22 protein-coding genes, 1 tRNA gene and 1 pseudogene are annotated in these 26,544 nt (G+C 72.5%); 7 read left to right on the forward strand and 17 right to left on the reverse strand.

All coding sequences use genetic code 11. The features are described from left to right. Positions 1–96: 96 nt before the first annotated feature. On the reverse strand, positions 97–429 hold the full coding sequence (locus ACGFYV_RS24150) for a hypothetical protein (RefSeq protein WP_393880519.1): 333 nt from the start codon (positions 427–429) through the stop codon (positions 97–99). Positions 430–549: 120 nt separating this feature from the next. Continuing rightward, positions 550–2,889: an immune inhibitor A domain-containing protein gene (locus ACGFYV_RS24155; protein ID WP_393880520.1), complete on the reverse strand. Its 2,340-nt coding sequence runs from the start codon at positions 2,887–2,889 to the stop codon at positions 550–552. 377 nt (positions 2,890–3,266) lie between these two features. On the opposite strand from ACGFYV_RS24155, the gene ACGFYV_RS24160 reads away from it, so the two are divergent. Beyond that, positions 3,267–3,557, forward strand: coding sequence for a hypothetical protein (locus tag ACGFYV_RS24160; protein ID WP_393880521.1), 291 nt, complete (start codon positions 3,267–3,269; stop codon positions 3,555–3,557). A 173-nt stretch (positions 3,558–3,730) separates the two neighbouring features. Here ACGFYV_RS24160 and ACGFYV_RS24165 read toward each other — a convergent pair whose 3' ends face one another. Then, positions 3,731–4,531: an RDD family protein gene (locus tag ACGFYV_RS24165; RefSeq protein ID WP_393880522.1), complete on the reverse strand. Its 801-nt coding sequence runs from the start codon at positions 4,529–4,531 to the stop codon at positions 3,731–3,733. A 134-nt stretch (positions 4,532–4,665) separates the two neighbouring features. Further along, on the reverse strand, positions 4,666–6,267 hold the full coding sequence (locus ACGFYV_RS24170) for an RDD family protein (RefSeq protein WP_393880523.1): 1,602 nt from the start codon (positions 6,265–6,267) through the stop codon (positions 4,666–4,668). A gap of 325 nt (positions 6,268–6,592) precedes the next feature. Here ACGFYV_RS24170 and ACGFYV_RS24175 point away from each other — a divergent pair, with 325 nt between their 5' ends. Then, positions 6,593–7,006 (forward strand): SsgA family sporulation/cell division regulator, encoded by a 414-nt coding sequence (locus ACGFYV_RS24175; RefSeq protein WP_393880524.1) that lies wholly within the window; start codon positions 6,593–6,595, stop codon positions 7,004–7,006. A 65-nt stretch (positions 7,007–7,071) separates the two neighbouring features. Here the strand turns inward: ACGFYV_RS24175 and ACGFYV_RS24180 are convergent, their stop codons facing one another. After that, on the reverse strand, positions 7,072–8,484 hold the full coding sequence (locus tag ACGFYV_RS24180; RefSeq protein ID WP_393880525.1) for an FAD-binding oxidoreductase: 1,413 nt from the start codon (positions 8,482–8,484) through the stop codon (positions 7,072–7,074). A 91-nt stretch (positions 8,485–8,575) separates the two neighbouring features. Between ACGFYV_RS24180 and ACGFYV_RS24185 the strand changes: the two genes are divergently transcribed. Continuing rightward, positions 8,576–10,072, forward strand: a complete 1,497-nt coding sequence (locus tag ACGFYV_RS24185; protein WP_393880526.1) for a tetratricopeptide repeat protein — start codon at positions 8,576–8,578, stop codon at positions 10,070–10,072. Between the two features lie 53 nt (positions 10,073–10,125). Here the strand turns inward: ACGFYV_RS24185 and hppD are convergent, their stop codons facing one another. Next, on the reverse strand, positions 10,126–11,274 hold the full coding sequence (gene hppD, locus ACGFYV_RS24190; protein ID WP_393880527.1) for a 4-hydroxyphenylpyruvate dioxygenase: 1,149 nt from the start codon (positions 11,272–11,274) through the stop codon (positions 10,126–10,128). A 123-nt stretch (positions 11,275–11,397) separates the two neighbouring features. On the opposite strand from hppD, the gene ACGFYV_RS24195 reads away from it, so the two are divergent. The 3 genes from ACGFYV_RS24195 to ACGFYV_RS24205 are packed head-to-tail and all read left to right on the forward strand — an operon-like array spanning position 11,398 to position 12,759. Next, positions 11,398–11,934, forward strand: a complete 537-nt coding sequence (locus ACGFYV_RS24195) for an Lrp/AsnC family transcriptional regulator (RefSeq protein ID WP_393880528.1) — start codon at positions 11,398–11,400, stop codon at positions 11,932–11,934. A 49-nt stretch (positions 11,935–11,983) separates the two neighbouring features. Continuing rightward, positions 11,984–12,571, forward strand: coding sequence for an ArsR/SmtB family transcription factor (locus ACGFYV_RS24200; protein WP_393880529.1), 588 nt, complete (start codon positions 11,984–11,986; stop codon positions 12,569–12,571). 11 nt (positions 12,572–12,582) lie between these two features. Next, a complete protein-coding gene (locus ACGFYV_RS24205; protein ID WP_393880530.1) occupies positions 12,583–12,759 on the forward strand; it encodes a hypothetical protein in 177 nt (58 codons plus the stop codon). Between the two features lie 72 nt (positions 12,760–12,831). On the opposite strand, the gene ACGFYV_RS24210 is transcribed toward ACGFYV_RS24205, so the two are convergent. The 6 genes and pseudogenes from ACGFYV_RS24210 to ACGFYV_RS24235 all read right to left on the reverse strand — a co-directional run bounded on the left by ACGFYV_RS24210 (position 12,832) and on the right by ACGFYV_RS24235 (position 19,334). Then, positions 12,832–13,623 carry a S16 family serine protease gene (locus ACGFYV_RS24210; RefSeq protein WP_393880531.1) on the reverse strand — a complete coding sequence of 264 codons (792 nt, stop codon included), beginning with the start codon at positions 13,621–13,623 and terminating at the stop codon, positions 12,832–12,834. Between the two features lie 83 nt (positions 13,624–13,706). Beyond that, the gene (locus tag ACGFYV_RS24215) at positions 13,707–14,348 is read right to left on the reverse strand and encodes an IclR family transcriptional regulator (protein ID WP_393880532.1); all 642 of its coding nucleotides are present in this window, start codon (positions 14,346–14,348) and stop codon (positions 13,707–13,709) included. 1,175 nt (positions 14,349–15,523) lie between these two features. Next, on the reverse strand, positions 15,524–17,323 hold the full coding sequence (locus ACGFYV_RS24220; RefSeq protein WP_393880533.1) for a DEAD/DEAH box helicase: 1,800 nt from the start codon (positions 17,321–17,323) through the stop codon (positions 15,524–15,526). A 126-nt stretch (positions 17,324–17,449) separates the two neighbouring features. Beyond that, positions 17,450–17,719, reverse strand: a pseudogene (locus ACGFYV_RS24225) (type II toxin-antitoxin system death-on-curing family toxin); the annotation flags it as partial. After that, a complete protein-coding gene (locus ACGFYV_RS24230) occupies positions 17,715–17,876 on the reverse strand; it encodes a hypothetical protein (RefSeq protein WP_393880534.1) in 162 nt (53 codons plus the stop codon). The pseudogene ACGFYV_RS24225 and the gene ACGFYV_RS24230, both read right to left, overlap by 5 nt. A 21-nt stretch (positions 17,877–17,897) precedes the next feature. Next, complete coding sequence (locus tag ACGFYV_RS24235) at positions 17,898–19,334, reverse strand: MFS transporter (RefSeq protein ID WP_393880535.1); 1,437 nt, start codon at positions 19,332–19,334, stop codon at positions 17,898–17,900. A gap of 282 nt (positions 19,335–19,616) precedes the next feature. Between ACGFYV_RS24235 and ACGFYV_RS24240 the strand changes: the two genes are divergently transcribed. Continuing rightward, positions 19,617–19,688, forward strand: a tRNA-Cys gene (locus ACGFYV_RS24240). 63 nt (positions 19,689–19,751) lie between these two features. On the opposite strand, the gene ACGFYV_RS24245 is transcribed toward ACGFYV_RS24240, so the two are convergent. The 5 genes from ACGFYV_RS24245 to ACGFYV_RS24265 form a co-directional block, all read right to left on the reverse strand. Continuing rightward, complete coding sequence (locus ACGFYV_RS24245; RefSeq protein ID WP_393880536.1) at positions 19,752–20,915, reverse strand: SUKH-4 family immunity protein; 1,164 nt, start codon at positions 20,913–20,915, stop codon at positions 19,752–19,754. Between the two features lie 306 nt (positions 20,916–21,221). Next, on the reverse strand, positions 21,222–21,347 hold the full coding sequence (locus ACGFYV_RS24250) for a hypothetical protein (protein ID WP_393880537.1): 126 nt from the start codon (positions 21,345–21,347) through the stop codon (positions 21,222–21,224). Next, positions 21,344–23,653 carry a xanthine dehydrogenase family protein molybdopterin-binding subunit gene (locus ACGFYV_RS24255; protein ID WP_393880538.1) on the reverse strand — a complete coding sequence of 770 codons (2,310 nt, stop codon included), beginning with the start codon at positions 23,651–23,653 and terminating at the stop codon, positions 21,344–21,346. The genes ACGFYV_RS24250 and ACGFYV_RS24255 overlap by 4 nt, the downstream gene beginning before the upstream one ends. Then, positions 23,650–25,587: a 2Fe-2S iron-sulfur cluster-binding protein gene (locus tag ACGFYV_RS24260; protein WP_393880539.1), complete on the reverse strand. Its 1,938-nt coding sequence runs from the start codon at positions 25,585–25,587 to the stop codon at positions 23,650–23,652. Before ACGFYV_RS24260 ends, ACGFYV_RS24255 begins: the two co-directional genes overlap by 4 nt. Continuing rightward, positions 25,584–26,477 carry an FAD binding domain-containing protein gene (locus tag ACGFYV_RS24265; RefSeq protein ID WP_393880540.1) on the reverse strand — a complete coding sequence of 298 codons (894 nt, stop codon included), beginning with the start codon at positions 26,475–26,477 and terminating at the stop codon, positions 25,584–25,586. Before ACGFYV_RS24265 ends, ACGFYV_RS24260 begins: the two co-directional genes overlap by 4 nt. Positions 26,478–26,544: the final 67 nt, after the last annotated feature.

Here is a 26,544-nt window from a genome sequence, read left to right on the forward strand (position 1 = left end):
CAGCTCCGGGCCGGGGCAGTAAACCTAGGGGCGCGGGGAACTGCGCGACAAGCCACAACGCACCCGCAGCCACAATCACACCCGCACCCCCACCCCCTACCCCTGCCGAGCCACCGCAGGCCTCCGCAGCAGGGCACGGATCGGATGCCACAGTTCCGTCACGGTGACACCGTGGTCGGGCGCGGTGCGCCATATGAGGCCGTCGGGATGGTGCAGGACCGCGGTGATCTCATCCGGGGTCGGCGGAGCGGAGTTGCCCCGGAGGTAGATCGCACGGAGGCCGAGGTTCCGGAGCCGGGTCAGTGCTCGCGCCCGGTTCTGGGCATGGACGAGCACCCGCACCACGGTCGAACCGTCGGCGACATGCGGCAGATTCAGTGCCACCACCACCGTGCCGTTCGGCAGCTTGCTGAAGCCTCCTGCGGCCATGCGTCACATCCCCGCTTCGATCGGTGTCAATAAGCGATCCACAGGACGCACCTAAACACGATCGGCGGCAACCCGCCAGAGGGTCACCGCCGATACGCTTCTGACCTGCAGAAATAACCCTTACTTCACCGCAGGGCCGACTTCCAGCTCGATCGTGGAGCCATCCTTCGCCTGCTTCTTGATCTTGATCTTGGTGTTGGTGTCAGTGATCTTGACGCCGGCGGCCGGGTTCGACGCGTCGTAGTAGGTGCTGCTGTGGTCGTTGAAGACCGACACCCCCTTCTGCGACGCGACCCGCACCGGCACGCCCGCCTTGTGCAGCGTGATCGCGTCGGTGCGCTCCAGCGAGAACGGCGAGTCGTACGCCTGGAACCGGTTGCGCAGCAGCGTGCCGTCGGTCCACTTCAGCAGCGCCGGGTGCGAGTCGACCGGCAGGATCAGACCGGTGCCCGGGTGGTCGCCGGTGTTGTTGTCCGGCTGCGAGGTGTCCCACTTCCAGACCAACAGGCCGTTCTGGTACGGGATGTGCTCCACCCAGTCCGGACGGGTCGTGGAGAAGCCGAAGTTGTACGGGCCGACCTTCAGGGTCTTGTCGTACGACACGTACTGACGGTTCTCGGCGATGTAGTACTGCTTGTAGTCCTTGGTGAAGGACGCGCCGATGCGGGAGAACCCGGTCGCGCTCCAACCGGCGTCCGCCGACTCCGCGTTGTCGAAGAACAGCGCCGCACCGTCGGCGGTCACCGTGATCTCGTCGGCCGCGAAGCCCTTCAGCGCCACACCGCCGTCGGTCTGGTAGCGGAAACGCAGGTCGATCTTCTGGCCCGCGTAGGCGTCCAGCGGGTACGACAGCTTCGCGTACGCGTCGGCCGAACCGGTCAGCCCCGGCTTGTCGCTGGCGTCACGCGGGATCGGCTGACCGTCGACCGTGCCGTCGAGGGCCGTCCAGTTGGCGCCGCCGTCGGTCGACACCTCGGTGTAGAGGTAGTCGTAGTCGGCCTCGATGTCGTACCAGCCGTCCAGGGACAGCGTGGCCGAGGACTTGCCGGTGAGGTCGACCGACCGGGTCAGCGTGTTCTTCAGGTCGTTGCCGCTGCCGCTCCACCACTGGGTCGCGCCCTGGGCCGGGGTGACGACCTCGGTGGTGACGGCCTTGTCGGGCAGCGTGACGACCAGCGCCTGCTTGTGCTTGGTGTTGTACTCGGCCACGCCCAGCTTGTGCCAGGAGTTCACGCCGGCCTTGGCCGTGTCGTAGTCGAGCCAGCCCAGCTGGAGCTTGTCCCAGGCGTTCATGTCACCGGGCAGGTTGCCGATGGCCTCCTTGCCCGTGCCCAGCCAGGAGCCGGACGACATCAGCGTCCAGAACCCGGTGGAGTTCTCGCCGCCGTTGGTGTCGTACTCGTCCGGCAGGCCGAGGTCGTGGCCGTACTCGTGGGCGTAGACGCCGAGTCCGCCGTTCTCCGGCTGGATGGTGTAGTCGCCGACCCAGATGCCGGAGTCGCCGACCTGGGTGCCGCCGAGCTTGTTGTCGTCCGGTCCGGTGGCGCCGGCGTCGGTGCCGAAGGCGTACCAGCGGTGGGCCCAGATGGCGTCCGTGCCCTGGGCGCCGCCGCCCGCGGACTCGTCCTCGCCGGCGTGCACGATCTGGAAGTGGTCGATGTAGCCGTCGGGCTCGTTGAAGTCGCCGTCGCCGTCGTGGTCGTAGCGGTCCCACTGGTCGAACTTGGCGAGTTCGGCGTGGATCTCGGCCGCGGTGTCACCGGCGGCCTCGCGCTCGGCGACCCAGGCGTTGACGCCGTCCCGGACCGCGTACCAGGCAGCCGAGTCACCGGCGGCGTTGGAGCCGTAACGGGCCTCGTTGTAGGGGACCTTGACCCAGTCGGTCACCTCGCCGTCGACCGAGTAGCGGCCGGAGGACTGCTTCTCGTAGTACTTCTTCAGCGACTCGGTGCCGGTGCCGGTGCCGAAGTACAGGTCCTGGTAGTGCTTCTGGTCGTAGTCCGCCCGCCAGTCCGTACTGTTGTCCTTCGTACGGTCGGGCGCGGCTATCTCGTTGTGCTGCGGGCCGGGGGTCCCGCCGTAGCGGCTGTCCGTCTGGTCGCCGAACTCGACCAGGATCGTGAAGATCTTGTCGGTCTTCTCGCGGCCGAGTTCGACGTACTTGCTGTCGCCCTTCTTGCCCTTGAGCTGGACGACGTGCGAACCGCCACGGTTCTTGACCGTGGCCTTGCCGGATATGACCTCGTTGAGCGCTTCCTGCCGCTGAGCTTCCTGGGTCTTGCTCAGCGGGCCGTCGAAGTCGTCTTCCCTCTGCTTCGACAGCGGGTCCTGCCGGTCCACGGCGGCGGGGTTCGCCGCCGTGTTCGCCTCGGCCACCGCGAAGGTGGCGAACGTGGCCGAGGCGGCCGCGAGCGTCACACCGATCGCGGCCGCTCTGAACGTCCAGGGTCTGCTGGTCACTTGAGTTCCTCCCCCGCGTCGCGCGCACGGAAGGAAGGGTCCTGGGCGTGCCGGATCCGTGGGCGCCTGATGAACGCGTGTAGTCAAGTGACGACATTTGACTAGAGGTTTAGGGGAAAAGACAGATCTTGACTTGACGTGTACAAGTGCACTATGCGGAGGTGGTGTTCGCTTTACGGACCGCAGAGGACCGGCCAACCGGCGCGTGGCCACCGGCACTTGCCGGGCGGCATGACTCCGTGCGCCCCCTGTGCACCGGCGCCGTGGGTTAGGTCACGCTTACCGCGCGTCCCGCTCGGGCATGCACGCCAAGAGACGCGTATGCCAGGAGAATCGAACGGCGCCCCCCCTCTTCATCTCCCGAGGACACGATTGCCATGCCCCGTCCGACTGCCGCACAGCTCGCCTACGGTTCGTGCACCGTGATCTTCTCGACGCTCGCCATGCTGCTGCTGTCCGAGACCGGTTCGGGCCTAGGAGTCGCGGTCATCGCCGTGGCCGCACTCGCCCTCGGGCTGCTCGTGGCCATGACCGTCCCCCTGCCCCGGTCCCGCCCGGCCACGTCGCAGGCGGAGCCCACGGCCACCCCGGACACCGCACTGGTGCCCGCACCGCGCAAGCCCGTGGCCGCGACGTCCGAGCCCGTGCGCGAACCGACGGCGTCCTGAGGTCCCGAAGGGCACGCCCGAAGGGCACGCCCGAAGGACGAACCCGGCGGGCGAACCCGGCGGGCATACGCGTGAACGGGCATACCCATGAACGGGCATACGCGTGAGCGGCGGGTCCGGCATGACGCACGGACCCGCCGCTCACGCGTGCGGCGGCCTCTGCCGCCCGGGGCTCAAGCGGTGCTGACCACCACCGTCTTGGCCGCCTTGTCGTGCAGACCCTGCTTGTACGGCTTGTCGAAGTAGCTCCAGCCGCCGCAGATCGCGGTCCAGATACAGGCGCAGCAGAAGGCGAACGGCACCCACAGCACCAGCGCGCGCAGCAGCGAGGTCCGCATGGAGGGGGTCGAGCCGTCGGTCAGGTCCGCCACCCGCATGCCGAGCCACTTCTTGCCGAGGGTCTGCCCCGTCTTCGCGATCAGGATCGTGTCGTAGGCGATGTAGAGGACCGCGGCGACGACGGACTGCGCGAAGGACTTGCCGGCCTCGATCCGGTCCCCGTCCACCGTGTACTCGTGGACCCCGAACGCCCAGGTGAGCAGCCATACGACGATGCCCACGAGGATCATGTCGATGATGCGGGCGAGGGTGCGCTTGCCGCTGTCGGCGAGCGGGGGCATGCCGGCGAGGGGGTCGGCGGGGTAACCGCCCGGACCGCCGGGGCCACCACCGCCGTAGGGGCCGCCGGTGTCGTACGGACCGCCGCCGGGCGGAGGCGGCTGCTGACCGCCGTACGGCGGGGGCTCCTGGCCGCCGTAGGGGGGCGGCTGTTCACCGCCCGGGGGCGGCGGCGGGGGCGGTCCGCCGGGCGGAGGGGGGCCGCCGGGCGGAGGGGGGCCGCCGGGCGGGGGCTGCTGGGATCCGTACGGGGTGTCGTACGGCGAGCCCGACCCCCGGTCCGACGGGGGCCGCTTCTGGAACGGGTCGTCCTCGGGGGACGGCTCTCCGGGTCCGGGGGGCGGTTCACTGCTCATGGCCCGAGTGCATCCCGGCCGCCCCGGTCCCGCATGTCCAGGGCGGCCGTACGGGGGACGGACGGGGGGACGAACGGGACCCGGTCAGCAACCGACGTACCGGTCAGCCCGCGACGAAGGTACCGACGAACCGGTCAGCCCGCGACGAAGGTGTGGGCCGCCTTGTCGTGCCAGCACTGGTGCCAGGGCCGGTCGAACAGGCACCACAGCACGCCGACGATCCCGATGCCGAGCAGGCCCGGAATGCTGTATACCAGCCAGCGGCGCAGGGCCGCGCCGAACGTCGGCGGCTCGTGGCCCTCGATGTCCCGCACGTCCACACCGCACAGCTTCTTGCCCAGGGTGCGGCCCCACTTGGCGGTGGGCAGCACCTCGTACACGACGCCGAAGAGGAGGAGCACGGCGAGGACGATGCCGAGGGCGGTGCCGGTGGTGCCGTCGAGCAGCCAGACGGTGACGGTACGGCCGGACAGCCTGGCCTCGTCGATCTTGTGCTGGACGTGGTCGAGCGCGCCGGTGCCGAGCGGGACCGCGACGGCGGCCGTCACCGCGCCGAGGACCACGCTGTCGATCAGGCGGGCGGCCAGACGCCTGCCGAGACCGGCCGGGCGGGCCGAGGCCTGGAGCTGGGCCACCGCCTGGAACGGGTCCTCCACGACCGGCTTCCACGGCGCCACGGACTGCTCGTCCGCGCCGCCGGCCAGCTGGTGCACCTGCTGCGCCCAGGAGGCCTGACCGCCGCCGGGACCCGAGGTCACCGGAGCGGAGGCACCCGGCTGCGGGCCGCCCTGCTGGGGCACCGAGGGGGCCACGGCGGAGGCCGCGGAGGTCCCCGGAGGCGGGGCGGTCGCGCCCCGGGCAGCCGCGGCGCTCCCGGGGGCGAACCCCGAGGCCGCGGCGGGCGGTCCGGACTGCGCGGCGGGCGCCCCGACGGGCCCCTGCGCCCCGAACCCGCCCGAGGCCACCGCGCCGTGCGCCTGAGCGCCTGCACCGTGCGCGCCGGGACTTTGAGCGACCGGACCCTGAGCACCCTGACCCTGTACGCCGGGGCCCTGAGCGCCGCGACCCTGTGCGCCGGGACCGCTTGCCGCCGGTCCGAAGCCACCCGCGCCTGGGCCCGCCGCACCCGGTCCACCCGTACCCGGTCCCGCCGCAGCCGCAGCCGCCGCGCCGGAACCCTGGGCGGCACCGGGACCGGACGTCTGCGGGCCGAAGGCCGGGCCGGAGTCCGCCGAGCGCGGGTCGGCGCCGTGCGCGCCGAAGCCGGGCGTGCCGGAGGCCGCCGGGCCCCCGGGCTGTGGGCCCGGCGTCGCGCGGAACGTCATCGTCCCCTCGTCCTGGACGGCCGCGGGGCCCTGGACCGGGCGGCGGAAGACGAACGTGCCGCCGGGGTCGCCGGCGGGGTCCTCCCCCGCGGGGACGGGCTCCGCACCGGGGTCGTGGCCGGCGGGCTCCGCGGGGATCCGCGGGTCGACGGCCCAGGCCTGCTGCTGCCCGGAGGGACCCGGCTGCGGGTCCTCGTCGAAGAAGTGCGGGCCCGTCTCCTCCACGGCCGGGGCGGCGGGACGGACGCCCGGCGGCGGGGCGAGCGGCTCGCCGTCCTTCGGCGCCGGCCTGCTGGTGCCCGGCACCCAGGAGGCGCCGTTCCAGTACCGGACGTAGCCGGGGATGGAAGGGTCCGGGTAGTAGCCCTCGCGGGGCCTGTCGTCACCCGGTGCCGGGGTTGGGGCGCTCATGTCCGTCGTCCCGTATCTGCTCGGAGGTGGGAAAGAGGCCTCCACATCTATCAGACGCGGGCCTCCGCCACCTCCAGTCCTGCCGGACCCGCCCCTTTCCGGGCAACACCGCGCACGTCTCCCCCACGTCGGTGAACACCTTCGCGCACGTCTCCCCCACGTCGGTGAACACCTTCGCGCACATCTCCCCCACGTCCGCGGGCACCTTCGCGCACACCTCCGCGAAAAAAACTTCCCGGAATCCACGTAATGACCGCGCCCCTGCCCCCTCTCTCCTGGCACGGGCCCACTCCGAGCGGCCCCGGCCAGAGAGGAAACGCAGGTCATGCAGCACACGGTGGTGGAGCGCGAGCTCGAACTGAAGCTCATCCTGTCTCCCGAGCGGAGCGTCCCGGTCCCGGCCAGGCTCAGTTACCGCTCCGACGACCCCTACGCGGTCCACATCATGTTCCACATCAACTCCGAGTCCCCCGTCAACTGGACGTTCGCCCGCGAACTCCTGGTCGAGGGGGTGTTCCGGCCGTGCGGGCACGGGGACGTGCGGGTCTGGCCGACCAAGGCCGACGGGCGCAGTGCCGTGCTGATGGCGCTCAGCTCGCCCGACGGCGACGCCCTGCTGGAGGCTCCGACGCCGCAGGTGTCCGCCTGGCTGGAGCGCACGCTGCGGGCGGTGCCCCCGGGCACGGAGGGCGAGCAACTGGGGATCGACGACGCGCTCGACCAGCTGCTCGCGCAGTGACCGGCGCAGTGCCGGGCGCAGCGCCGGGGGTGGTGACGGACGTAGTGACGGGCGCGCGCGAGGGGTCAGAACAGCTTGCCCGGGTTGAGGATGCCGAGCGGATCGAAGACCTGCTTGACCGCCCGCTGCATCTCCACCCCGACCGGGCCGATCTCCCGCGCCAGCCACTCCTTCTTCAGCATGCCCACGCCGTGCTCGCCGGTGATGGTCCCACCGAGTTCGAGGCCGAGGGCCATGATCTCGTCGAAGGACTCGCGGGCCCGCCGGGACTCGTCGGCGTCCTGGGCGTCGAAGCAGACGGTGGGATGCGTGTTGCCGTCGCCGGCGTGGGCGCACACCCCGATGGTCAGCCCGAACTTCCCGGCGATCCGCTCGACCCCCTCCAGCATCTCCCCGAGCCTGGAGCGGGGCACGCAGACGTCGTCGATCATCGTCGTGCCCTTGACCGCCTCCAGCGCGGTCAGCGAGAGCCGCCGGGCCTGCAGCAGGAGTTCGGACTCGGCGGCGTCCTCGGCGGGCACCACCTGGGTGGCTCCGGCGGCCTCGCACAGGGCGCCGACGGCGGCCAGGTCGGCACGGGGGTCCGGGGTGTCGAAGGCGGCGAGCAGCAGCGCCTCGGTGGTCTCCGGCAGGCCCATGCGGGCGAGGTCGTTGACCGCCTTGACGGTCGTACGGTCCATCAGTTCGAGGAGGGAGGGTCCGTGACCGCCCTCCATGATCCGGCACACGGCGTCGCAGGCGGTGGCCGCGGAGGGGAACTCGGCGGCGAGCACCAGCTGCCGCGGCGGCTTGGGTTTCAGGGCGAGCACGGCCCGTACGACGATGCCGAGCGAGCCCTCGGAGCCGACGAAGAGCCGGGTGAGGTCGTAGCCGGCCACGCCCTTGGCCGTGCGGCGGCCGGTGGACATCAGCCGGCCGTCGGCGAGGACGACGTCCAGGCCGAGGACGTACTCGGCGGTCACGCCGTACTTCACGCAGCACAGCCCGCCCGAGGCCGTGCCGATGTTGCCGCCGATCGTGCACATCTCCCAGCTGGAGGGGTCCGGCGGGTAGTACAGGCCGTGTTCCTCGACCGCGTGGGAGAGGGTGGCGTTGATGACGCCGGGCTCGACGACGGCGATGCGGTCGACCGGGCTGATCTCCAGGATGCGGTCCATCTTGGTGAGGGACAGCGCGATGCAGCCGTCGGTGGCGTTGGCACCGCCGGACAGACCGGTGCGGGCGCCCTGCGGGACGACCGGTACGCGCAGCTCGGAGGCGGTGCGCATGACGTGCTGGACCTGTTCGACCGTGCGCGGCAGCACGACGACGCGGGGGGCGCCGGCCGGGCAGAAACTCGCCATGTCATTGGCGTAGGAGGCGGTGACGTCGGGGTCGGTCAGGACCGCCTCGGGGGGCAGGCCGGCCAGGAGCCGGTCGGTGAGGCTACCGGTGTGTGCGCTCTCGTCGCGGGGCGCTTCGATGCGACTCATGATCACAGCGTCGCACTCGGGGCCATCGGTGTGAACCCCGTCGCGCCACCCTTGGGCCGCCCGGACGCGCTCGTCGTACTGACGCACAGTGAGCGGTATGGAGAACCGACAATACGGTCACTCGGTCCCCGGTACGTCCCTGGTGGCCGAGTCGCCCGAACCGCGCCGTCCCCGGCGCCGGCCGCGCTGGGTGCGCTGGACCCTGGTCACGGCGGCGGCGGGCAGCACCGCGGCGGGTGCGGTGCTGATCCTGATGCCCGCGCAGGAACGGCACCGGGTCCTGCCTCCCGCTCCCGCTCCGAGACCGGCGGCGGGCCCGCGGACGCAGGCGCTGACGACGGTCACCGCCGGGGTGCCTGCCGCGCTGCCCGACCTGGCGGCGCTCATCGCCCGGCAGGAGAGGACGGTACAGGCGCAGCCGCACAACGCGCGGGCCTGGGCGGTGCTGGGGACCGCTTATGTGGAGCAGGGGCGCCAGAGCGCCGACACCGCGGACTATCCGAAGGCCGAGCGGGCACTGCGGGCCGCGCTGGAGGTCCAGGACCTGCGTGACGCGGACCGGGCGGCGGCGCTGGGCGGGATGGCCGCGCTGGCGAACGCCCGGCGGGACTTTCCGCAGGCCAAGGAGTACGGCGAGCAGCTCATGGAGCTGACGCCGAAGCAGTGGACGGCGTATCCGCCGCTGATCGACGCCTACACCGGGCTCGGCGACTACAAGAACGCGCGCTCCACGCTGGACAAGCTGATGGGGCTGAAGACCGACGCGGCCACCCGGCCCGCGGTGATGGCACGGGCCTCGGCCGTCTACCGGGACCGGGGCTGGCGCGAGGACGCGGTGGCCCAGCTGACGGACGCGGCGTCGGCCGCCCGCACCCCCGCGGAGCAGGCCGCCTGTCTGACGGGGCTCGGGCAGCTGGCCTGGGAGCGGGGCGACCTGTCGGACGCGCTGCGGCACTTCGAGGCCGCCGGGCGGCTGGACCCCGGGCAGCGGGCGGCGGCGGCCGGGCAGGGCCGGACGCTGGCCGCGATGGGCCGCACCTCGCAGGCGCTGGCCGCGTACCAGGCGGCGTCCGGCAAGCAGCCGGATCCCCGGTACGCCCTGGAGCTGGGCGAGTTGTACGAGTCGCTGGGGATGAACCGGGACGCCGAGCGGCAGTACGACGTGCTGCGCGAGCGGGCGCAGGTGGCCGAGGCAGGCGGGGTCGACGAGGACCTGCTGCTCGGGCAGCTGGAGGCGGACCACGGGGACCCGCAGGAGGCGGTGCTGCAACTGGAGGATGAGTGGCGGCGCCAGCCCGGGATCGAGGTGGCCGACGCCCTGGGCTGGGCGCTGCACCGCGCGGGCGACGACGAGGAGGCGCTGACCTACGCCGAGACCGCGACGGACAAGACGAAGGGCGGCGGGGTGCGCAGCGCGCTGTACGTGTTCCACCGGGGGATCATCGAGCGCGAGTTGGACCAGGACTCGTCGGCGCGGCGGCATCTCAAGGAGGCGCTGCAGATCAATCCGTACTTCTCGCCGTTGCAGGCTCCCGCGGCGAGGTCCGCGCTGCGGGAGCTCGGCGACGTACCGGACGAGCCGGTCCCCCAGTAGGCCACCGGACGAGCCGGTCCCCCACCGGCGCCCCGGTAGGCCCTACAGGGGCCCTACAGGTTGCCCCGCTTCTCCTGCTCCCGCTCGATCGCCTCGAACAGCGCCTTGAAGTTGCCCTTGCCGAAGCCCATCGAGCCATGGCGCTCGATGATCTCGAAGAACACGGTCGGGCGGTCCTGGACCGGCTTGGTGAAGATCTGCAGCAGGTAGCCGTCCTCGTCGCGGTCGGCGAGGATCTTCAGCTCGCGCAGGGTGTCGACGGGCACGCGGGTGTCGCCGACCCACTCGCCGAGGGTGTCGTAGTAGGAGTCCGGGGTGTCGAGGAACTGGACTCCGGCCGCGCGCATGGTGCGGACGGTGCGCACGATGTCGTTGGTGTTCAGCGCGATGTGCTGGACACCGGCGCCGCCGTAGAACTCCAGGTACTCGTCGATCTGGGACTTCTTCTTGGCGATCGCGGGCTCGTTGATCGGGAACTTGACCTTGAGGGTGCCGTCCGCGACGACCTTCGACATCAGCGCGCTGTACTCGGTGGCGATGTCGTCGCCCACGAACTCCTTCATGTTCGTGAAGCCCATGACCTTGTTGTAGAAGCCGACCCACTCGTTCATCCGGCCGAGTTCGACGTTGCCGACGCAGTGGTCGACGGCCTGGAAGGTGCGCTGGGCGGGCGGCTCGACCATCGGGTCGGCGGCGGCGTAGCCGGGCAGGTAGGGGCCGTCGTAGCCGGAGCGGTCGACCAGGGTGTGGCGGGTCTCGCCGTAGGTGGCGATCGCGGCGAGGACGACGGTGCCGTTCTCGTCCTTCAGCTCGTACGGCTCCTCGACGGAGCGGGCGCCGTGCTCGACGGCGTAGGCGTGGGCGGCGCGCGCGTCCGGGACCTCGATGGCCAGGTCGATGACGCCGTCGCCGTGCTCGGCCACGTGCCGGGTGAGGAACTCGCCCCAGGCGGTGGCCGGCCTGACGACCGAGGTGAACACGAACCGGGCGGAGCCGTTCTCCAGCACGTAACTCGCGGTCTCGCGGGTGCCGTTCTCCGGGCCGCAGTACGCGACGAGCTTCATGCCGAAGGCGGTGGAGTAGTAGTGCGCCGCCTGCTTGGCGTTGCCCACGGCGAAGACGACCGCGTCCATTCCCTTGACCGGGAAGGGGTCGGCCTGCCGGACGGTCTCGTCGGGAGTGTGCTGCGTGGTCTGCGTCATAGCCGAAGGGTGGCCCCGGTCTGCAAGGTGCGCAATAGTTTGCGTATTCGCTGGGCAATGTGTTCAGCCGTACGGCGGTTCCGCCGGACTTTCTGTACAGGATGACCATCCCTGGGAGCGGCCATGGCGATCGACCGACTGGACGGGCGGATCATCGTGCTGCTCGCACGCGAGCCGCGCATCGGGGTGCTGGAGATGTCCCGGCGGCTGGGGGTCGCGCGCGGGACGGTCCAGGCGCGCCTCGACCGCCTTCAGTCGAACGGGGTCATCCGCGGGTTCGGGCCCCAGGTGGACCCGGCGGCCCTCGGCTACCCGGTCACCGCGTTCGCGACGCTGCAGATCCGGCAGGGTCAAGGTGCCGATGTCCGGGCGCACTTGGCGACCGTGCCTGAGGTGCTGGAGCTGCTGACGACCACGGGCAGCGGGGACATGCTGTGCCGGCTGGTGGCCCGCTCCAACGCCGATCTCCAGCGGGTGATCGACCGGGTGGTCGGCTTCGAGGGCATCGTCCGGGCGTCCACGGCGATCGTCATGGAGAACCCCGTCCCGCTGCGGATCATCCCGCTGGTGGAGCAGGCGGCCGGGGATGGCGACGGGGGTGCGGGGAACGCCGGAAACACCGGAAACGCCGGGAACACCGGGGACTTCCAAGGGAGTTGATGCAAAGAGAGTGTTGCAAAGGACTCTTTGCATAGCTATCTTTGTACGCATGACGGAGGAACCGCAGGAGCGCAAGGTCCGCCAGCTGGACGCCCGTTCGCTGAGAGGACTGGCCCACCCGCTGCGCATGCAGCTGCTGGACGCCCTGCGGCACCACGGCCCCGCCACCGCCTCCCAACTGGGCGCACGGCTCGGCGAGTCCAGCGGCGCGACCAGCTACCACCTGCGTCAGCTCGCCGCCCACGGCTTCATCGAGGACGCCCCGGAGTCCGGCAAGGGCCGGGAGCGGTGGTGGAGGGCGGTGGACCAGGGAATCGTCTTCGACGCCGACGAGTTCAAGAGCGCCGGCCCCGAGCTCCGGGGCATGGCCGAGATGTACCTCCACGAGATCGCGAACACCCACGCCCGCGAGCTGTCCACCTGGCTCAGCACCCGGGAGCGCTGGTCCGAGGAGTGGTCACGCGCCGCCGACATGAGCAACGCGACGTTCCGGCTCACACCCGAGCTCTCCGACGAGCTCGTCCAGAAGATGCACGCCTTGATCGAGGACTACCGGGTCCGCGCCCTCGGCAAGGACACCCCCGGCTCCGAGCAAGTACGCATTCACACGCACCTGTTCCCCGTAGAGACGGACTGAAAGGGCACGCCATGCACACCCAGTTCCAGCTCGCCCGGCAGCACGCCGCCGACCTGCGCGCACGGGCCGACGCCCACCGGCTGGCCGCCGAAGTGAAGTCCCCGGTCGAACTGCGCACCCGCGTCGGCTGGACTCTCGTAGAGGTCGGCCTGCGGCTCGCGGCCACCCCGAAGCCGGCGGTCGCCTGACAGCCCGGCGCTCGCCCAGCGGCCGGGCGGTCGCCCAACAGCCCGGCGCTCGCCCAACAGCCCGGCGCTCGCCTAACAGCTCGGTACCGAGCCCTTCCCCTTCTCCAGCGCCACCAGGGAGTCCACCGCGCTCTTCAGCGTGGTGACCGGGATCAGCCGCAGCCCCTTGGGCAGCTCGGACCTGGCATCGGCGCACTCCGCCTTCGGCACCAGGAAGACGGTCGCGCCGTCCCGCCGCGCGGCCTGCGTCTTCAGCGCCACCCCGCCGACCGCGCCGACCTTGCCGTCGGCGTCGATCGTGCCCGTACCGGCGATGGTCCGGCCGCCCGTGAGGTCGCCGCCGCTGCCGTCGCCGTCCAGCTTGTCGATGATCCCCAGGGTGAACAGCAGCCCCGCGCTGGGCCCGCCCACGTCCGCGAGCTTCAGCGTGACCTTGACGTGGTCCGCCTTCAGGTCCAGGTACTTCAGGGCCGCCTGGGTCGCCGCGTCCTGGGACTGCCGCATCTGCTGGGCGTTGTGCTTCTCGATCTCCTTGACGTCGTTGCCCGTCGGGTAGACCGAGTCGTGCGGCATGACCGCCCGGTCGGTGCGGAACCAGTTGCCCAGTACGTCCCCGAGGCGCACGTTCGTGTCCGGTCCGGTCGCCTCGATCGTCGTCATCCGCAGCTGCCCGCTCGGTGTGCGGGTGGGCGCTCCGGAGACGGTGATCACCGGGGTGCCCCTGTTCTCACCGAGCACGTTCGCGGTCATCCCCGGCTGCGCCACCGCGAACGGCAGCGGCGCGAACGCCGCCGTGGCGAGCAGGGCCACGACGGGCAGGGCGCAGGCGGCAACGGCCTGGGGACGCGTGAGACGTGAGAGCACGGGATCACATTAACGCGCGCCCCGTGTGCCTCCTGTGCCGCCGGTGTACAGGTCCCGTCGCTGCGGCCCTCGCTCGATGATCCTCAGCGGAGGGCTTCGGCGACCTCCCTGGCGGCATCCACCACCCTGGGCCCGACCCTCTCCGGGACGGAGTCCGCGAGCATGACGACGCCGACGCTGCCCTCGACACCGGTCACCCCGACGAGGGGGGCCGCGGCTCCGCTCGCCCCGGCCTCCAGCTCACCGTGGGTGAGCGTGTACCCGGGGTCGGCCGGTCGCGAGCGCCGTGCGGCGAGGATCGCCCGGCCGGCGGCGCCGCGGTCCAGCGGATGGCGGAAACCGGCCCGGTAGGCCACGTGGTAGTCGGTCCAGGTCGGCTCGACCACGGCGACGGCGAGCGCCTCGGTGCCGTCCACAAGGGTCAGGTGCGCCGTCGCCCCGATGTCCTCGGCGAGGGAGCGCAGCGCGGGCAGTGCGGCCTCCCGTACCAGCGGATGCACCTGGTGGCCGAGACGCAGTACCCCGAGCCCGACCCTGGCCCGGCCGCCCAGGTCACGTCGTACGAGCGCGTGCTGCTCCAGCGTGGCGAGCAACCGGTACACGACGGTCCGGTTCACGCCCAGTTTGTGGGAAAGCTCGGTGACGGTCAGCCCGTGGTCGGTGTCGGCCAGCAGTTTGAGGACACGTAGTCCCCGGTCGAGCGTCTGGGAGGTCTCCGCGGTCACGACGCCCACTCCTTTTGCGGTGAGGTCGGCGCCCCCCGAGCGACATATGCGTCGCCGAGTCCCGTCGGCGACGCGCTTCAGAGGCCGCCGATCGGCAGGACGGCCCGGCGGCTCCGGACCAATGTCGCTTCACGGCTGCGCTCCGCGGCGGCGCTGCCACGGGGCGTGTGCGTAGCCGGACAGTAGCGAAGCAGGTTCGCTGAGCGGAAGTCTCGGTCCAGAATCCGGGCAAGACCAGATCCGGCCTGCCTGCATTCGTCCGGATACGCACATGCCCCATGAACTTGCACCCCATGAACATGGGGGCTGCGCCCATGCCTGGCAGGGGGCGCCATCGGAGTACAGGCGCGCGTCCGGGTGCGGGTCCATCGTGGTTCCTCGCGCAGTTCCCCGCGCCCCTGAGTCGGCACAAGCACCGCCGCTTCCACAACCAACGGCGCCGCACCCCCCAGGGGCGCGAGAAACTGCGCGACCGACCCCACACAACCCACACCCAAAAACCAATCCGCCACCACCACGTACCCGCAGACAGCCGCGCCACTGGGGCGGCGGGGAGGGTGGGCACAGGGGGGCCGGGGCAAAGCCCGCGCCAGGATCCGGGGCAAAGCCCGAGCCGGGCCCCAGAGCTAAGCCCATACCGACGGCCGGGGCGAAGCCCGCGCCGGGGCCCGGGGCAGAACCCCGGGGCGAAGTCCGAGCCGGGGGCCGGGGCGAAACCCATACCGAGGTCCAGGGCAAAGCCCGGGGCGGGGGCCGGGGCAGGGAGCAACGCACGGCCGGTCCGGGGGCCGGGGCAGAGCCCCATGCCGGGCCCGGGGCGAAGTCCGAGCCGGGGGCCGGGGCGAAACCCATACCGGGGCCCGTGGCAAAGCCCGGGGCGGGGGCCGGGGCAGGGAGCAACGCACGGCCGGTCCGGGGGCCGGGGCAAAGCCCCATGCCGGGCCCGGGGCGAAGTCCGAGCCGGGGGCCGGGGCGAAGCCGGAGCCGGGGCGAAGTCCGAGCCGGGATCCGGGGCGAAGCCCATACCGGGGCCCGTGGCAAAGCCCGGGGCGGGGGCCGGGTCAGGGGGCAACGCGCGGCTGGTCCGGGGTCCGGGGCGGAGCCCCGTTGCGGTGGGCTCGCGACCTACCGAGTCGGGTGGGTGGGTGGGAAAAAATGGGCACCCCAGCGGAGCGTCACCGCATGCGCGTCGCCCACTCCTGCACCTTCGCGATCCTCTGCCTCAGCTGCCCCGCCGTCGCCTCCGCGCTCGGCGGCCCCCCGCACACCCGCCGCAGCTCGGTGTGGATCACCCCGTGCGGCTTGCCGCTCTGGTGGACGTACGCGCTGACCATCGTGTTGAGCTGCTTGCGCAGCTCCATCATCTCCTTGTGGCTGACGACCGGCCGCCGCTCCGCCGGCAGCTCCAGCAGGTCCGCCTCGCTGTCCGGCTTCTTGCGGCTGTGCGCGATCTGCCGCGCCTGCCGCTTCTGCAACAGCATCTGCACCTGGTCGGGCTCCAGCAGCCCCGGGATGCCGAGGTAGTCCTGCTCCTCCTCGCTCCCCGGGTGCGCCTGCATGCCGAACTCGGCGCCGTCGTACAGCACCCGGTCGAAGACGGCCTCGGACTCCAGCGCCTCGAAGGAGAACTGCTCCTGCTCGCCGGTGTCCTCGTCCTGCTCCTTGTTCGCCTCGTCCATCTCCTTCTCGGACTCGGCGTACGGATCCTCCTCGCCCTCCTTCTTCGGCTTGTCGAGGGCGTGGTCCCGTTCCTTCTCCATCTCGTTGGCGAAGGTCAGCAGGTCGGGCACGGTCGGCAGGAACACGGACGCGGTCTCGCCGCGCCGCCGGGACCGTACGAAACGCCCGACGGCCTGGGCGAAGAACAGCGGGGTCGAGATGGTCGTCGCGTACACGCCCACGGCGAGCCGGGGCACGTCGACGCCCTCGGACACCATGCGCACGGCGACCATCCAGCGGTCGTTGCTCTCGCTGAAGTCGTCGATCCGCTTCGAGGCGCCGACGTCGTCGGACAGTACGACCGTCGCCTTCGTCCCGGTGATCTCCCGGATCAGCTTGGCGTACGCGCGCGCCGAGTCCTGGTCGGAGGCGATGACGAGGGCGCCGGCGTCCGGGATGGCCTTCCTGACCTCGGTCAGCCGCTGGTCGGCGGCGCGCAGCACGCTCGGCATCCACTCGCCGCGCGGGTCGAGGGCGGTGCGCCAGGCCTGGCTGACCGCGTCCTTGGTCATCGGCTCGCCGAGCCGGGCGGCGATCTCGTCACCGGCCTTGGTGCGCCAGCGCATCTGGCCGCTGTAGGACAGGAAGATCACCGGCCGGACGACGTGGTCGGCGAGCGCGTTGCCGTAGCCGTAGGTGTAGTCGGCGGCGGAGCGCCGGATGCCGGCGTTGTCCTCCTCGTACGTCACGAAGGGGATGGGGTTGGTGTCGGAGCGGAACGGCGTACCGGTCAGCGCGAGCCGGCGGGTCGCGGGCTCGAAGGCCTCCAGGCACGCCTCGCCCCAGGACTTGGAGTCACCGGCGTGGTGGATCTCGTCGAGGATGACGAGGGTCTTGCGCTGCTCGACGCGGTTGCGGTGCAGCATGGGGCGCACGCCGACACCGGCGTACGTGACGGCGACGCCGTCGTAGTCCTTGCCGAGCGGGCCCGCGCTGTACTCGGGGTCGAGCTTGATCCCTATCCGGGCCGCGGCCTGCGCCCACTGCTTCTTCAGGTGCTCGGTCGGCGCGACCACGGTGACCTGCTGCACGACGTGGTGGTGCAGCAGCCAGGAGGCGAGGGTGAGCGCGAAGGTCGTCTTGCCGGCGCCGGGCGTGGCGACGGCCAGGAAGTCGCGTGGCTGCTCCTGGATGTACTTCTCCATCGCCCCCTGCTGCCAGGCACGCAGCCTGCTGGCGGTACCCCAGGGGGCCCTGCCGGGGAAGGCGGGCGAGAGGTGGTGGGAGTGCGTCGAGGAAGCGGCGGTGGTAGTCACGGTCTCCGTACAGAAGGGGGTCGGGCGGCTCGGCTACGTATGACAACCGGGCCACCCTACCGGCGCGCCTGCCTCGTCAACGGCCGAACGCGACCGGGTCGCCCACGGGTGGGACCGAGGTCACAGTCAGCGCGCGAACCGCGGCAACTGAGCCGCGATCTTGGGTACGTCCAGGGCACCTTGGCACACGTCCAGCACGAATCGCTCGGCCTCGTCGACGTCGAATTCCGCATCGAGCGGATGGCCGTTCATGTGCAGGAAGACCCAGGTCGCGTACCAGGCGATGCGTTTGTTGCCGTCCACGAGCCCGTGATTGCGGGCGAGCGACTCCATGAGCGCCGCCGCCTTCTGCCACACGTCCGGGTAGGCGTCCTGGCCGTGAGGTAGTGCATCAGGCGAGCCTCCGGTTCAGCTCGGCGCCGGCCCTCAGCACGTGCTCGGCCGCCTCGTTGAACAGTCGTGAGTGCTCGTCCATGGCCACGATCACGGCGTCATGGGCGAAGGCCCGCATGCTGCGCCCCTCCGCCGCCTCGCGCTCCCCCAGAGCTGCCAACTCCTCGTCCTCCACAGAGTGTCACCGCACTTCCGCCCGCACCCGCCTCGTCACCCACGCCCCCACCACCGCCACCGCGGCCATCGGCAGGAAGACCGCGGCGAAGGCGGCGGGATGGGTGCCCTCGGCTGTCGTGGCCGTGGCGCTGCCGCCGCCCAGTGCCGCGAAGGCCGCGCCGGTCGCCGACAGGAGGACCACGGTGGCCAGACCGTCGGAGATCTGGAGGGCGGCGGAGTTGGTGCCGGCCTCCTCGGGAGCGGAGAGGCGGAGCAGGAGCACGCTGGTGGAGGAGATCACCAGGCCCATGCCGAAGCAGCCGAAGGCCCAGGCGACGGCGACGGTCCACACGGGCACGGAGTGCACGAGCACGCTGGGCGCGGCGACGATCCCGGCGGCCACCAGCACCATCCCGACCGTCATCAGCCGCTCCCGGTGCTGCTCCGCGCGGGGCCGCGACTGCACCCACGACCCGAGCGCCCAGGTGCCGCCGCCCGCCGCCAGGGAGAACCCGGCGAGGGTCGGCGACAGCCCGCGCTGGGTGACCAGCATCAGCGGGATGAACGATTCTGCGGCGATGAAGGACCCCGCGGACAGTCCGCGCAGCAGCACGACGGAGGGCAGGCCGCGGGCGGCCCGACAGGTGCCGCGCGGGAGCAGGCCGCGGACGGACGGTACGAGGAGGGCGGCGCCCGCGAGGCCGGGGAGCAGGGAGAGCGGGCGCAGGTCCTGGGCGGCGTACTGGAGGAGCCCGGCGCCGAGGGAGACGGCGAGGGCGAGCCGGATGCGGCGCCGGTCGAAGGAGCCGGTGTCCTCGGCGCCGGCCGCCACCGGCCCGCCCGCGCGCCGCCGTATCTGGGGCAGCGCGAGCGCGAGCGGGAACACCACCAGGACCGGGATGCCGAGGAAGACCCACCGCCAGCCGAGATGCTCGGTCACGGCGCCGGAGGCGAGGGGGCCGACGATGGACGGGACGACCCAGCCGGCGGCGAAGGCCGCCATGATCGCGGGCCGCAGCCGCTCGGGATAGGCGCGCCCGACGACGACGTACAGCGCGACGATCACCAGCCCGCCGCCGAGGCCCTGCACCGCCCGCCCCAGGATGAACACCCACATGACCTGCGCGGTCCCGGCGATCACGAGCCCGGCGGCGAAGGCGCCGATGCCCGCGCTCAGCGCCCCGAGCGGGCCCTTCCGGTCGGACCACTGCCCGGCGAACACCATCCCGAACAGGCTCGTCGTGAAGTACCCGGAGAAGGCGAACGCGTACAGCGCCACCCCGTCCAGCTCCCGCGCCGCGACCGGCATGGCGGTGCCGACGGCGGTCGCCTCGAAGGCGATGAGCAGCACGACGGACACGATCCCGACACTGAGCGCCCGGTACGACCGGCCCAGCACGCCGCCTTCCGCCTCGGCGGCATCGTCCACAACTACGGTGTCAGGGGATTCGAGCGCGGTCATGGTCGCCAGGGTAAGGCGCACGACGGGGTTTGGCCCCTGTCGGTGGTCCCGCCCCCGCTGCGACCTTGGTCGTACATCCGTCGCTTCATGTCCGTCGCTTCATGTCCGTCGCGCTTCATGTCCGTCGCGCTTCATGTCCGTCGCGATTCGTGTCCGTCGCGGATCATGTCCGACGCGGATCATGTCCGACGCTTCATGAACGCGGTGTGGCAGTCCCGTTGCAGCGTGCGAGTTCGCCTTGAGCCCCGCTCCCACCGGCCCGTACGTTCGTTCCACGAACACGGCCGTGTGCCCGAGTGGCCCAGGGACGCGCCTGCAAAGCGTGGTACGCGGGTTCGATTCCCGCCACGGCCTTCCGTGCGAGGGGCGGCATCCGTCGAGGGTGTCGCCCCTTGGCGTGTGCGCCGGGCGGCGGGCTCAGAGGACGCCGCCGGCCTCGTCCTGGAACAGGTTCGTCCAGTAGGGCCCGTGGGTGTCCGGGTCCGGGGCGAGGGCCGTGGGGTCGAGCGAGGTCAGGGTGCGGATCATGGCGGCGGCCAGCTGGTCGTAGGCGTCCGTCGTCAGTTCGTGGCCGAGGTGTTCGTCGATGGTGCGCTCGTGGTGCAGCAGCCAGAGGGTGAAGGCGAGGGTGGAGAGGTCGGTGTTCAGGGGGTAGAGCGTGGCCTCGAGCTCGCTGAAGGTGAGGATCGCGCCCGTTCTGCCGTCGATCACCAGGCTGTTGTCCTCGACCAGGCGGCCGAGGCGGATCAGGTGGCAGGAGTGGGCGGGGAGGGCGTCCAGGGGGTAGTCCTCACGCTCCGTCGTGAAGTACTCGGTGAGGGTGGGCAGCGGGACGTCCGTGTCGGTGTGGAAGAGGACGGCCTCCTCCGGCAGTCCGGTCTCGCGCAGGAAACGGCGGGTCGGCTCGTGCGTGAGCGTGGCCGGGAAGTCGACCTCCTCGAAGCGGGACACCCGGCCGGGGCCGAACTCCTGGTCGAGGAGTCGGACGGGGAGGTCCAGGGTGAGACCGGAGACCGTGCCGGGGCCGGCGATGAGGGCGAGCGGGCGGATCAGGGCCGCCGCCTTCCAGTACGGCGGGACCCGGCCGTCCGTGCCCTCCTCGAAGAGGGTGAGCAGGCGGCGGGACGCCTCGGTCACCGTCCTGGCGCCGTAGCGGCCCGCGAGGGAGGCGAACCGGCCGCGCAGGCCCGCCAGTTCCTCGGTGACGGCGGCGAAGCGCAGGAGGGTGCCCAGGGAGGGGGCGAAGGGGCGCGGGTCGGACGGGCCGAAGAGGTAGGCCGTGGTGATCTCGCCCGTGGCGCCGTCGAGCAGGATCGACTCGCGTTCCATGCCGGCGGGGTTGAGGAGTTCACCGATCACCAGGCGGTTGCGCAGTTCCTCCGCCCGGTGGAAGGGGCCGTCCGTGGCGTCGCCGAGGGTGCGCAGGCCGTGCGTGCGCAGCAGGGAGAACGTCAGCAGGTCGGTGTCCGTGGGCAGTCCGGGGCCGGTGAGCAGTCCGCGCGTCGGCGCGTGCGTGACGAACCGGTCCAGCTCCGCCTCGGTCAGTGTGATCACCGGAAACCCGGCGTCGGTCGTGCTCATCGCTCCCCCGCGATCGATCCGGCTCGTTGCGTCCCCTGGGGCTCGTCGCGTCCCTGGGCAGGGCATGCCCGGCCGCCCGGGTGCCTCCCGTCAGAGGCGGCCGCCCCCACTGTCCGGAACACTACGCGGCACCACTGACAACGGCCTCCACATGGAAGGACGCCGGACAGCATGCCCGCGTTCACTCCCGCGGGGCTCGACTTCGCGTGGATCACACGGCCGGGAGCGACACGGTCGGGAGCGACACGGTCGGGAGCGACACCGTCAGGAGCACGGGGTCAGGAGCACAAGGTCGGGAACTCGGGGTCAGGTGAGGTAGACGCCGCCCGCCACCACGGCCAGGGCGGCCACCGCGAACAGCAGGATCCACAGGAACAACTTGCCCACGCTGGGCGGGGGTTCGTAGCGCGGCTCGTCGTCAGGGGTCGTCACTGGGGGTTCACCACCGCGGCCTGGGGGCGGATGGGGAGGCGGTTGACCGGGCGGCCGGTGGCCGCGCGGACCGCGGAGGCGATCGCCGCCGGGGAGGTCACCACGGGCACCGCGCTGACCGACTTGGCACCGAAGGGGGCGACCACGTCCCGCTCCTCGACCAGCTTCACGATCCGGATGTCGGGTGCGTCCAGCGCGGTCGGCAGGGCGTACCCGGTCAGGTCGGGGTGCCGGATCAGACCCCGGAGCGTGCGCAGGTTCTCCGTGAGCGCGATGCCCACGCCCTGGGTGACGCCCGCCTCGATACGGGCCGTCAGCTGCCCGGGGTTCAGGACGCGGCCGACGTCCTGGGCGACCGCCAGCTCGACCACCCGGACCGAGCCCAGCTCGATGTCGACGTCCACCACCGCGCGGATCGCGCAGAAGGCGAGGCCCACGAACGCGTCGCCCTGGCCGGAGTCGTCGAGGGGTTCCGTCGGATGGGGGCGGCACTGGGCCGTGGCCCACAGCTCCTTGCCCTCCATCGCCTCCATGACGGTCGTCGACAGCACGCCGTCGTACGAGGTGATCTTGCCGTCCGTGATCTGCAGCAGCTCGGTGGACATGCCGAACTTGTGCGCCAGGGGCTGGAGCAGCTGCGTGCGGACCATCTTGGCGGCCCGTTCCACCGCCCCTCCGGACACCCAGGTGTGGCGGCCCCGGCAGCCCGGCCCGGCCGGCGGCTGGTCGGTGTCGACCGGTGCCACGTGCACCTCGTCGACGCCCAGCGTGTCCTGGACGATCTGGCGGGCGAGGGTCGTGAAGCCCTGGCCGGTCTCCACCGCCCCGCACAGCACCGTCGCGACCCCGTCCTGGACCTTGACGGTCGCCGTGGACACCTCGTCCGCGCCCTCGGCGCCGAGCATGTGCACCATGCCCAGGCCGTAGCCGACACCCCGGCGCACCGCTCCCGGCTCGCCCGCGCCCTCGGGGCCGCCGGGCAGCAGCCAGTCCTCCTCGGGGGTGTCCGCGGGCAGCGCGGGCAGCGGGAAGTCCCGTACCGCCTGGAGGAGTTCGGCCACCGGCGCCGGGCAGGTGACGGTCTGGCCGATCGGGAGCACGTCCCCGGTCGCGAGCACGTTGCGCAGCCGCAGCTCGGCCGGGTCAAGGCCCAGCTTCTTCGCGAGCTTGTCCATCTGCGCCTCGTACGCGGCGCACACCTGCATCGCGCCCTCGCCGCGCACATGGCCGGAGGGCGGGTTGTTGGTGCGGACCGCCCAGCCCTCGATGAAGGCGTTCGGAACGACGTACGGGCCGCACGCGAAGGACACGGCGGCGGCCACCGCGTCCGCGGAGGTGTCGGCGTAGGCGCCGCCGTCCAGCAGGATCTGCGCCTCGACCTTCACCAGCTTGCCCTCGGCGTCCGCGTGGTGGCGGTAGCGCAGCAGGGTGGGGTGGCGGTGGGCGTGGCCGAGGAAGGACTCCTCGCGGGTCGCGGTGAGTTTGACCGGGCGGCCGGTCCTGAGCGCGAGCAGGCCCAGCGGGAGCTGGAAGCCCTGGTCCTCGCGGTCGGCGGTGGCGCCGGGCACCCCGGTGACGACGATCTTGACGTGCTCGGGCGGCAGGCCGTAGCAGGCGGCGGCCGTGTTGCGGTCGGTGTGCGGGTCGGTGGAGGCCACGTACAGCTCCACCCCGCCGTCGGGCCGCGGCACGGCGAGGCCGGCCTCGGCGCCGATGGGGGCCGGGTCCTGGCGGCCGATGCGGTACTGGCCCTCGACGACGACCTCGCCGACCGCGTCCGGGTCGCCGTGGCGCAGCGGGATGTGCCGGATCAGGTTGCCGTCGGGGTGCAGCGGCTCCGCCTCGAAGGACTGCTCGGGGTCGGTCACCGGGTCGAGCACCTCGTACTCGACGATGACGGCGGCGGCGGCCATCCGCGCGGTGTCCGGGTGGTCGGCGGCGACGGCGGCGATGGGTTCGCCGTGGTGGCGTACGACCTCGGAGGCGAACACCGGCCGGTCGGGGGTGCCCCGGCCGTGGCGGGGGGTGCCGGGCACGTCCTCGTGGGTGATGACCGCGCGGACTCCGGGCATCTCGCGCGCGTGGGTGGTGTCGATGGACACGATGCGCGCGTGCGCGTGCGGGGAGCGCAGGACGGCCGCCCACAGCAGGCCCTCGGCCCACAGGTCGGCGGCGTACGGGAAGGTGCCCTCGGTCTTGGCGCGGGCGTCGGCGTGCGGCAGCGAGGCGCCGAGGCCGTGCGGCAACGGCTCGGCCACGGGGGCCGCTTCCGCAGGGGTGGTCGCGGTGGCGGCTTCGTTGCTCACGCCTGGCCTCCGTCCTGGCCGTAGTGCTGGTCGAGCGGTCCTGGGTGCGGGTCGTGCGGCTCCTGTGCGTCGAAGACACCGGGAGCGCTGGAGGGGCCGGACACACCGGTAGCAGCGGCGGCGCCGGGAGCGCTGGTGGCGCCTGGGCTGTCGAACGCTCCCGGGGCCTCGAAGGCCGACGGGTTGACGCCGCCGGCTCCCGGGCCCGCCTGGTGCGGGATGCGTGCCTCCGCCGCGCCCGTGCCGTCGTCGGGGGCGGCGGTGTGCGCCTCGCGCTCGGCGACGACCTCCTTGACGGCGTCGACGACACCCCGGTAGCCGGAACAGCGGCACAGGTTGCCGCACAGGGCCTGCCGCGTCTCCATCTCGGTGGGCGCGGGGTTGCCCTCCAGCAGGTCGTGCAGGGTCATCGCCATGCCGGGCACGCAGAAACCGCACTGCACGGCGCCGCACCGGGCGAGCGCCCGCTGGACGTCGGAGGGCTGCCCGTCGACGGCCAGGCCCTCGACGGTACGGACCTCGCTGCCGGACGCGGTGACGGCCGGGACCAGGCACGAGGCCACGAGCCGCCCGTCCACCTGCACGTTGCACGCGCCGCACTCGCCCTGCGAGCAGCCGTCCTTGGCACCCGCGAGCCCGAGGCGTTCCCGCAGGACGTAGAGCAGGGACTCGCCGATCCAGGCGTCGGTGACGGGGCGGTCGCCGCCGTTGACCCGCAGGACGTAGGAGGCGAGGGGGTGGTCGTCGTTGGGCTGGAGGGGGGCTGTGCCCGGCTCGCCCGGCTCGCCCGGCTCGTTCGGCTCGTCCTGGGCGTCGGCGGGGGCCTGGTTCCTGGAGGAGGCAGTCGCCGTGTCGTCCGGTACTCCGGGGTGTTCCTGCGCGCCGGAGGGGTCGTAGGCGCCGGAGAGTTCGTGTGCGCCGCTCGCGTCGACGGCCGCGGAGGCGGCGGCCGTGACCGGCGTTCCCGTGGCCTGCGGGGTGTGCGGGGTCTCCGTGGTCGCGGGGTGGGCCGGCGGGCCGTCCACGGGGCCCTCAGGGGCCTGCGCGGGGCCTTGACCGGACGGGGCCGCGTTCTCGGTGCCGTCGGCCGCGTAGCCGGGGCGGTCGGACGTGCCGTGGGGCGCGGTGACGTGGCCGGCCGGACCGCCGGAGTACGTCTCCTCGGGCGCGAACCCCTCGTGTCCTTCGGGCCCTTCGTACCCCTCGTGCCCTCCGTGTCCTTCGGGCGCGTGGGTTCCGTGGTCCGCGGGGGCCGGTGCGTGTCCCGCCGCCCTCGCCTCCACGGGCTCACCCTGCCGCGGCGCCGGATCCTGCTGAGGTGCCGGATCCTGCGGGAGTACCAGATCCTGCCGCGGTACCGGATCCTGCTGGTGCGCGGGCTCCTGCTGTCCCCAGGGCCGGCCCGCGGACTCGCTCGCCCAGGGCGCGGGCGCGCCGCCGGGGAGGGTGGACGGCGGGGTGCCGCCCCACTGCTCGACCAGCGAGGACGTGGTGAACTCGCCCGACTCGTCCGGAAGATCGCCGCCGGCGACGGGGATGGACCACTGCCCGGTGACGTCGTGTCCCGGCGCGGGCGGGGCCGCGGGTTCCTCGTAGGTCCACTGCTGGGTGGCGCCGGGGTTGTACGTGAACCGGTCGTCCGCCGCCTGCTCCTGGGGCACGGCGTTCGCGTCGGGCCACTGCCCGCCGTCGGCCGGCATGCCCCAGGTGCCGGTGGCGGCGGGGTCGCTCGCCCCCTGGGCCGTCGTGATCCGCGGCGGCACGTAGCCGTGCCCGGGTGCGGCCAGCGGGCTGTCGCCGGCCAGGAGGGCGTCGATGCCGCCCTCGGGAAGCTTCACGAAGGCGGTGGCGCCGTCGTCGTACTCGCCCTGGGGCAGCGGGTCCCAGCGGCTGCCGCCCTGGGGCGCGCCCTCTCCGTGCTGGTCGTCGGTCACGACAGCGCCCTCCCCAGTGCTCGTCGGGCCAGCGCGGCGACGGTGCGCCGCAGGTGCAGTACGGCGGGCGGAAGCGGGGCCACGGTGCCGTCCGGTTCCGGGGCCGGGTCGGGGATGCAGGCCGCGGAGACGTACTCCCCGAAGGCGGTGAGGGCCTCGGGGACGAGCGCGCGGTCGTTGTCCCAGTCGATGAGCTGCGCGACCCACTGCTCGGCGTCCAGGGGCCGCAGCGGCATCGGCGCTATGGCACCGACGGCGCACCGCACTCCGCGCCGGGCGGGGTCCAGGACGAGCGCCACGGAGGCCAGCGCGCGGCCGGGCCCGGTGCGTGCGGTCGCCTTGAGGAAGACCTGCGGGGCGTGCAGCAGCGGCACGCGCACGAAGCCGATGAGTTCGCCGCCGCGCAGCATCTCCACGCCGGCCAGCAGGTGCGACACCGGGATCTCCCGGCTCGCGCCGCCGGGGCCCGCGATGATCAGCGTCGCCTCCAGGGCGGCCAGCACCGGAAGCGCGTCCCCGGTCGGGGAGGCCGAGGCGATGTTGCCGCCCAGGGTGCCGGCGTTGCGGATGTGGGGCGGGCCCGCCGCGCGTGCGGCGGCGGCGAGCGCCGGGATGAGGGCCGCGAAGTCGGGGCGGCCCATGCGGGCGTGTGTGAGGCCCGCGCCGAGCAGCGCGTGGCCGTCCTGGTACTGCCAGCCGCGGATCTCGCTGATCCGCCCGAGCCCCACCAGGGCGGCGGGCCTGAGCTGACCGGAGTTGACGGCGGCCATGAGGTCGGTGCCGCCGGCCACGGGGACGGCGGCCGGCATGGCGGCCAGGGCCGCCACGGCCTCGTCCAGTGTCGTGGGCAGCGTGACGGCCTGCGCCGCCTGCGGTGCGTGCGTGGTCAAACCGGCTGCCCCTTCCCGCTGCCCCACCTGGTCCCACCTGTGTGGCCGTACGGTACGTGCTCACAGG

Origin of the sequence: Streptomyces sp. NPDC048297, assembly GCF_043201585.1 — a bacterium.
Lineage (GTDB): Bacteria > Actinomycetota > Actinomycetes > Streptomycetales > Streptomycetaceae > Streptomyces.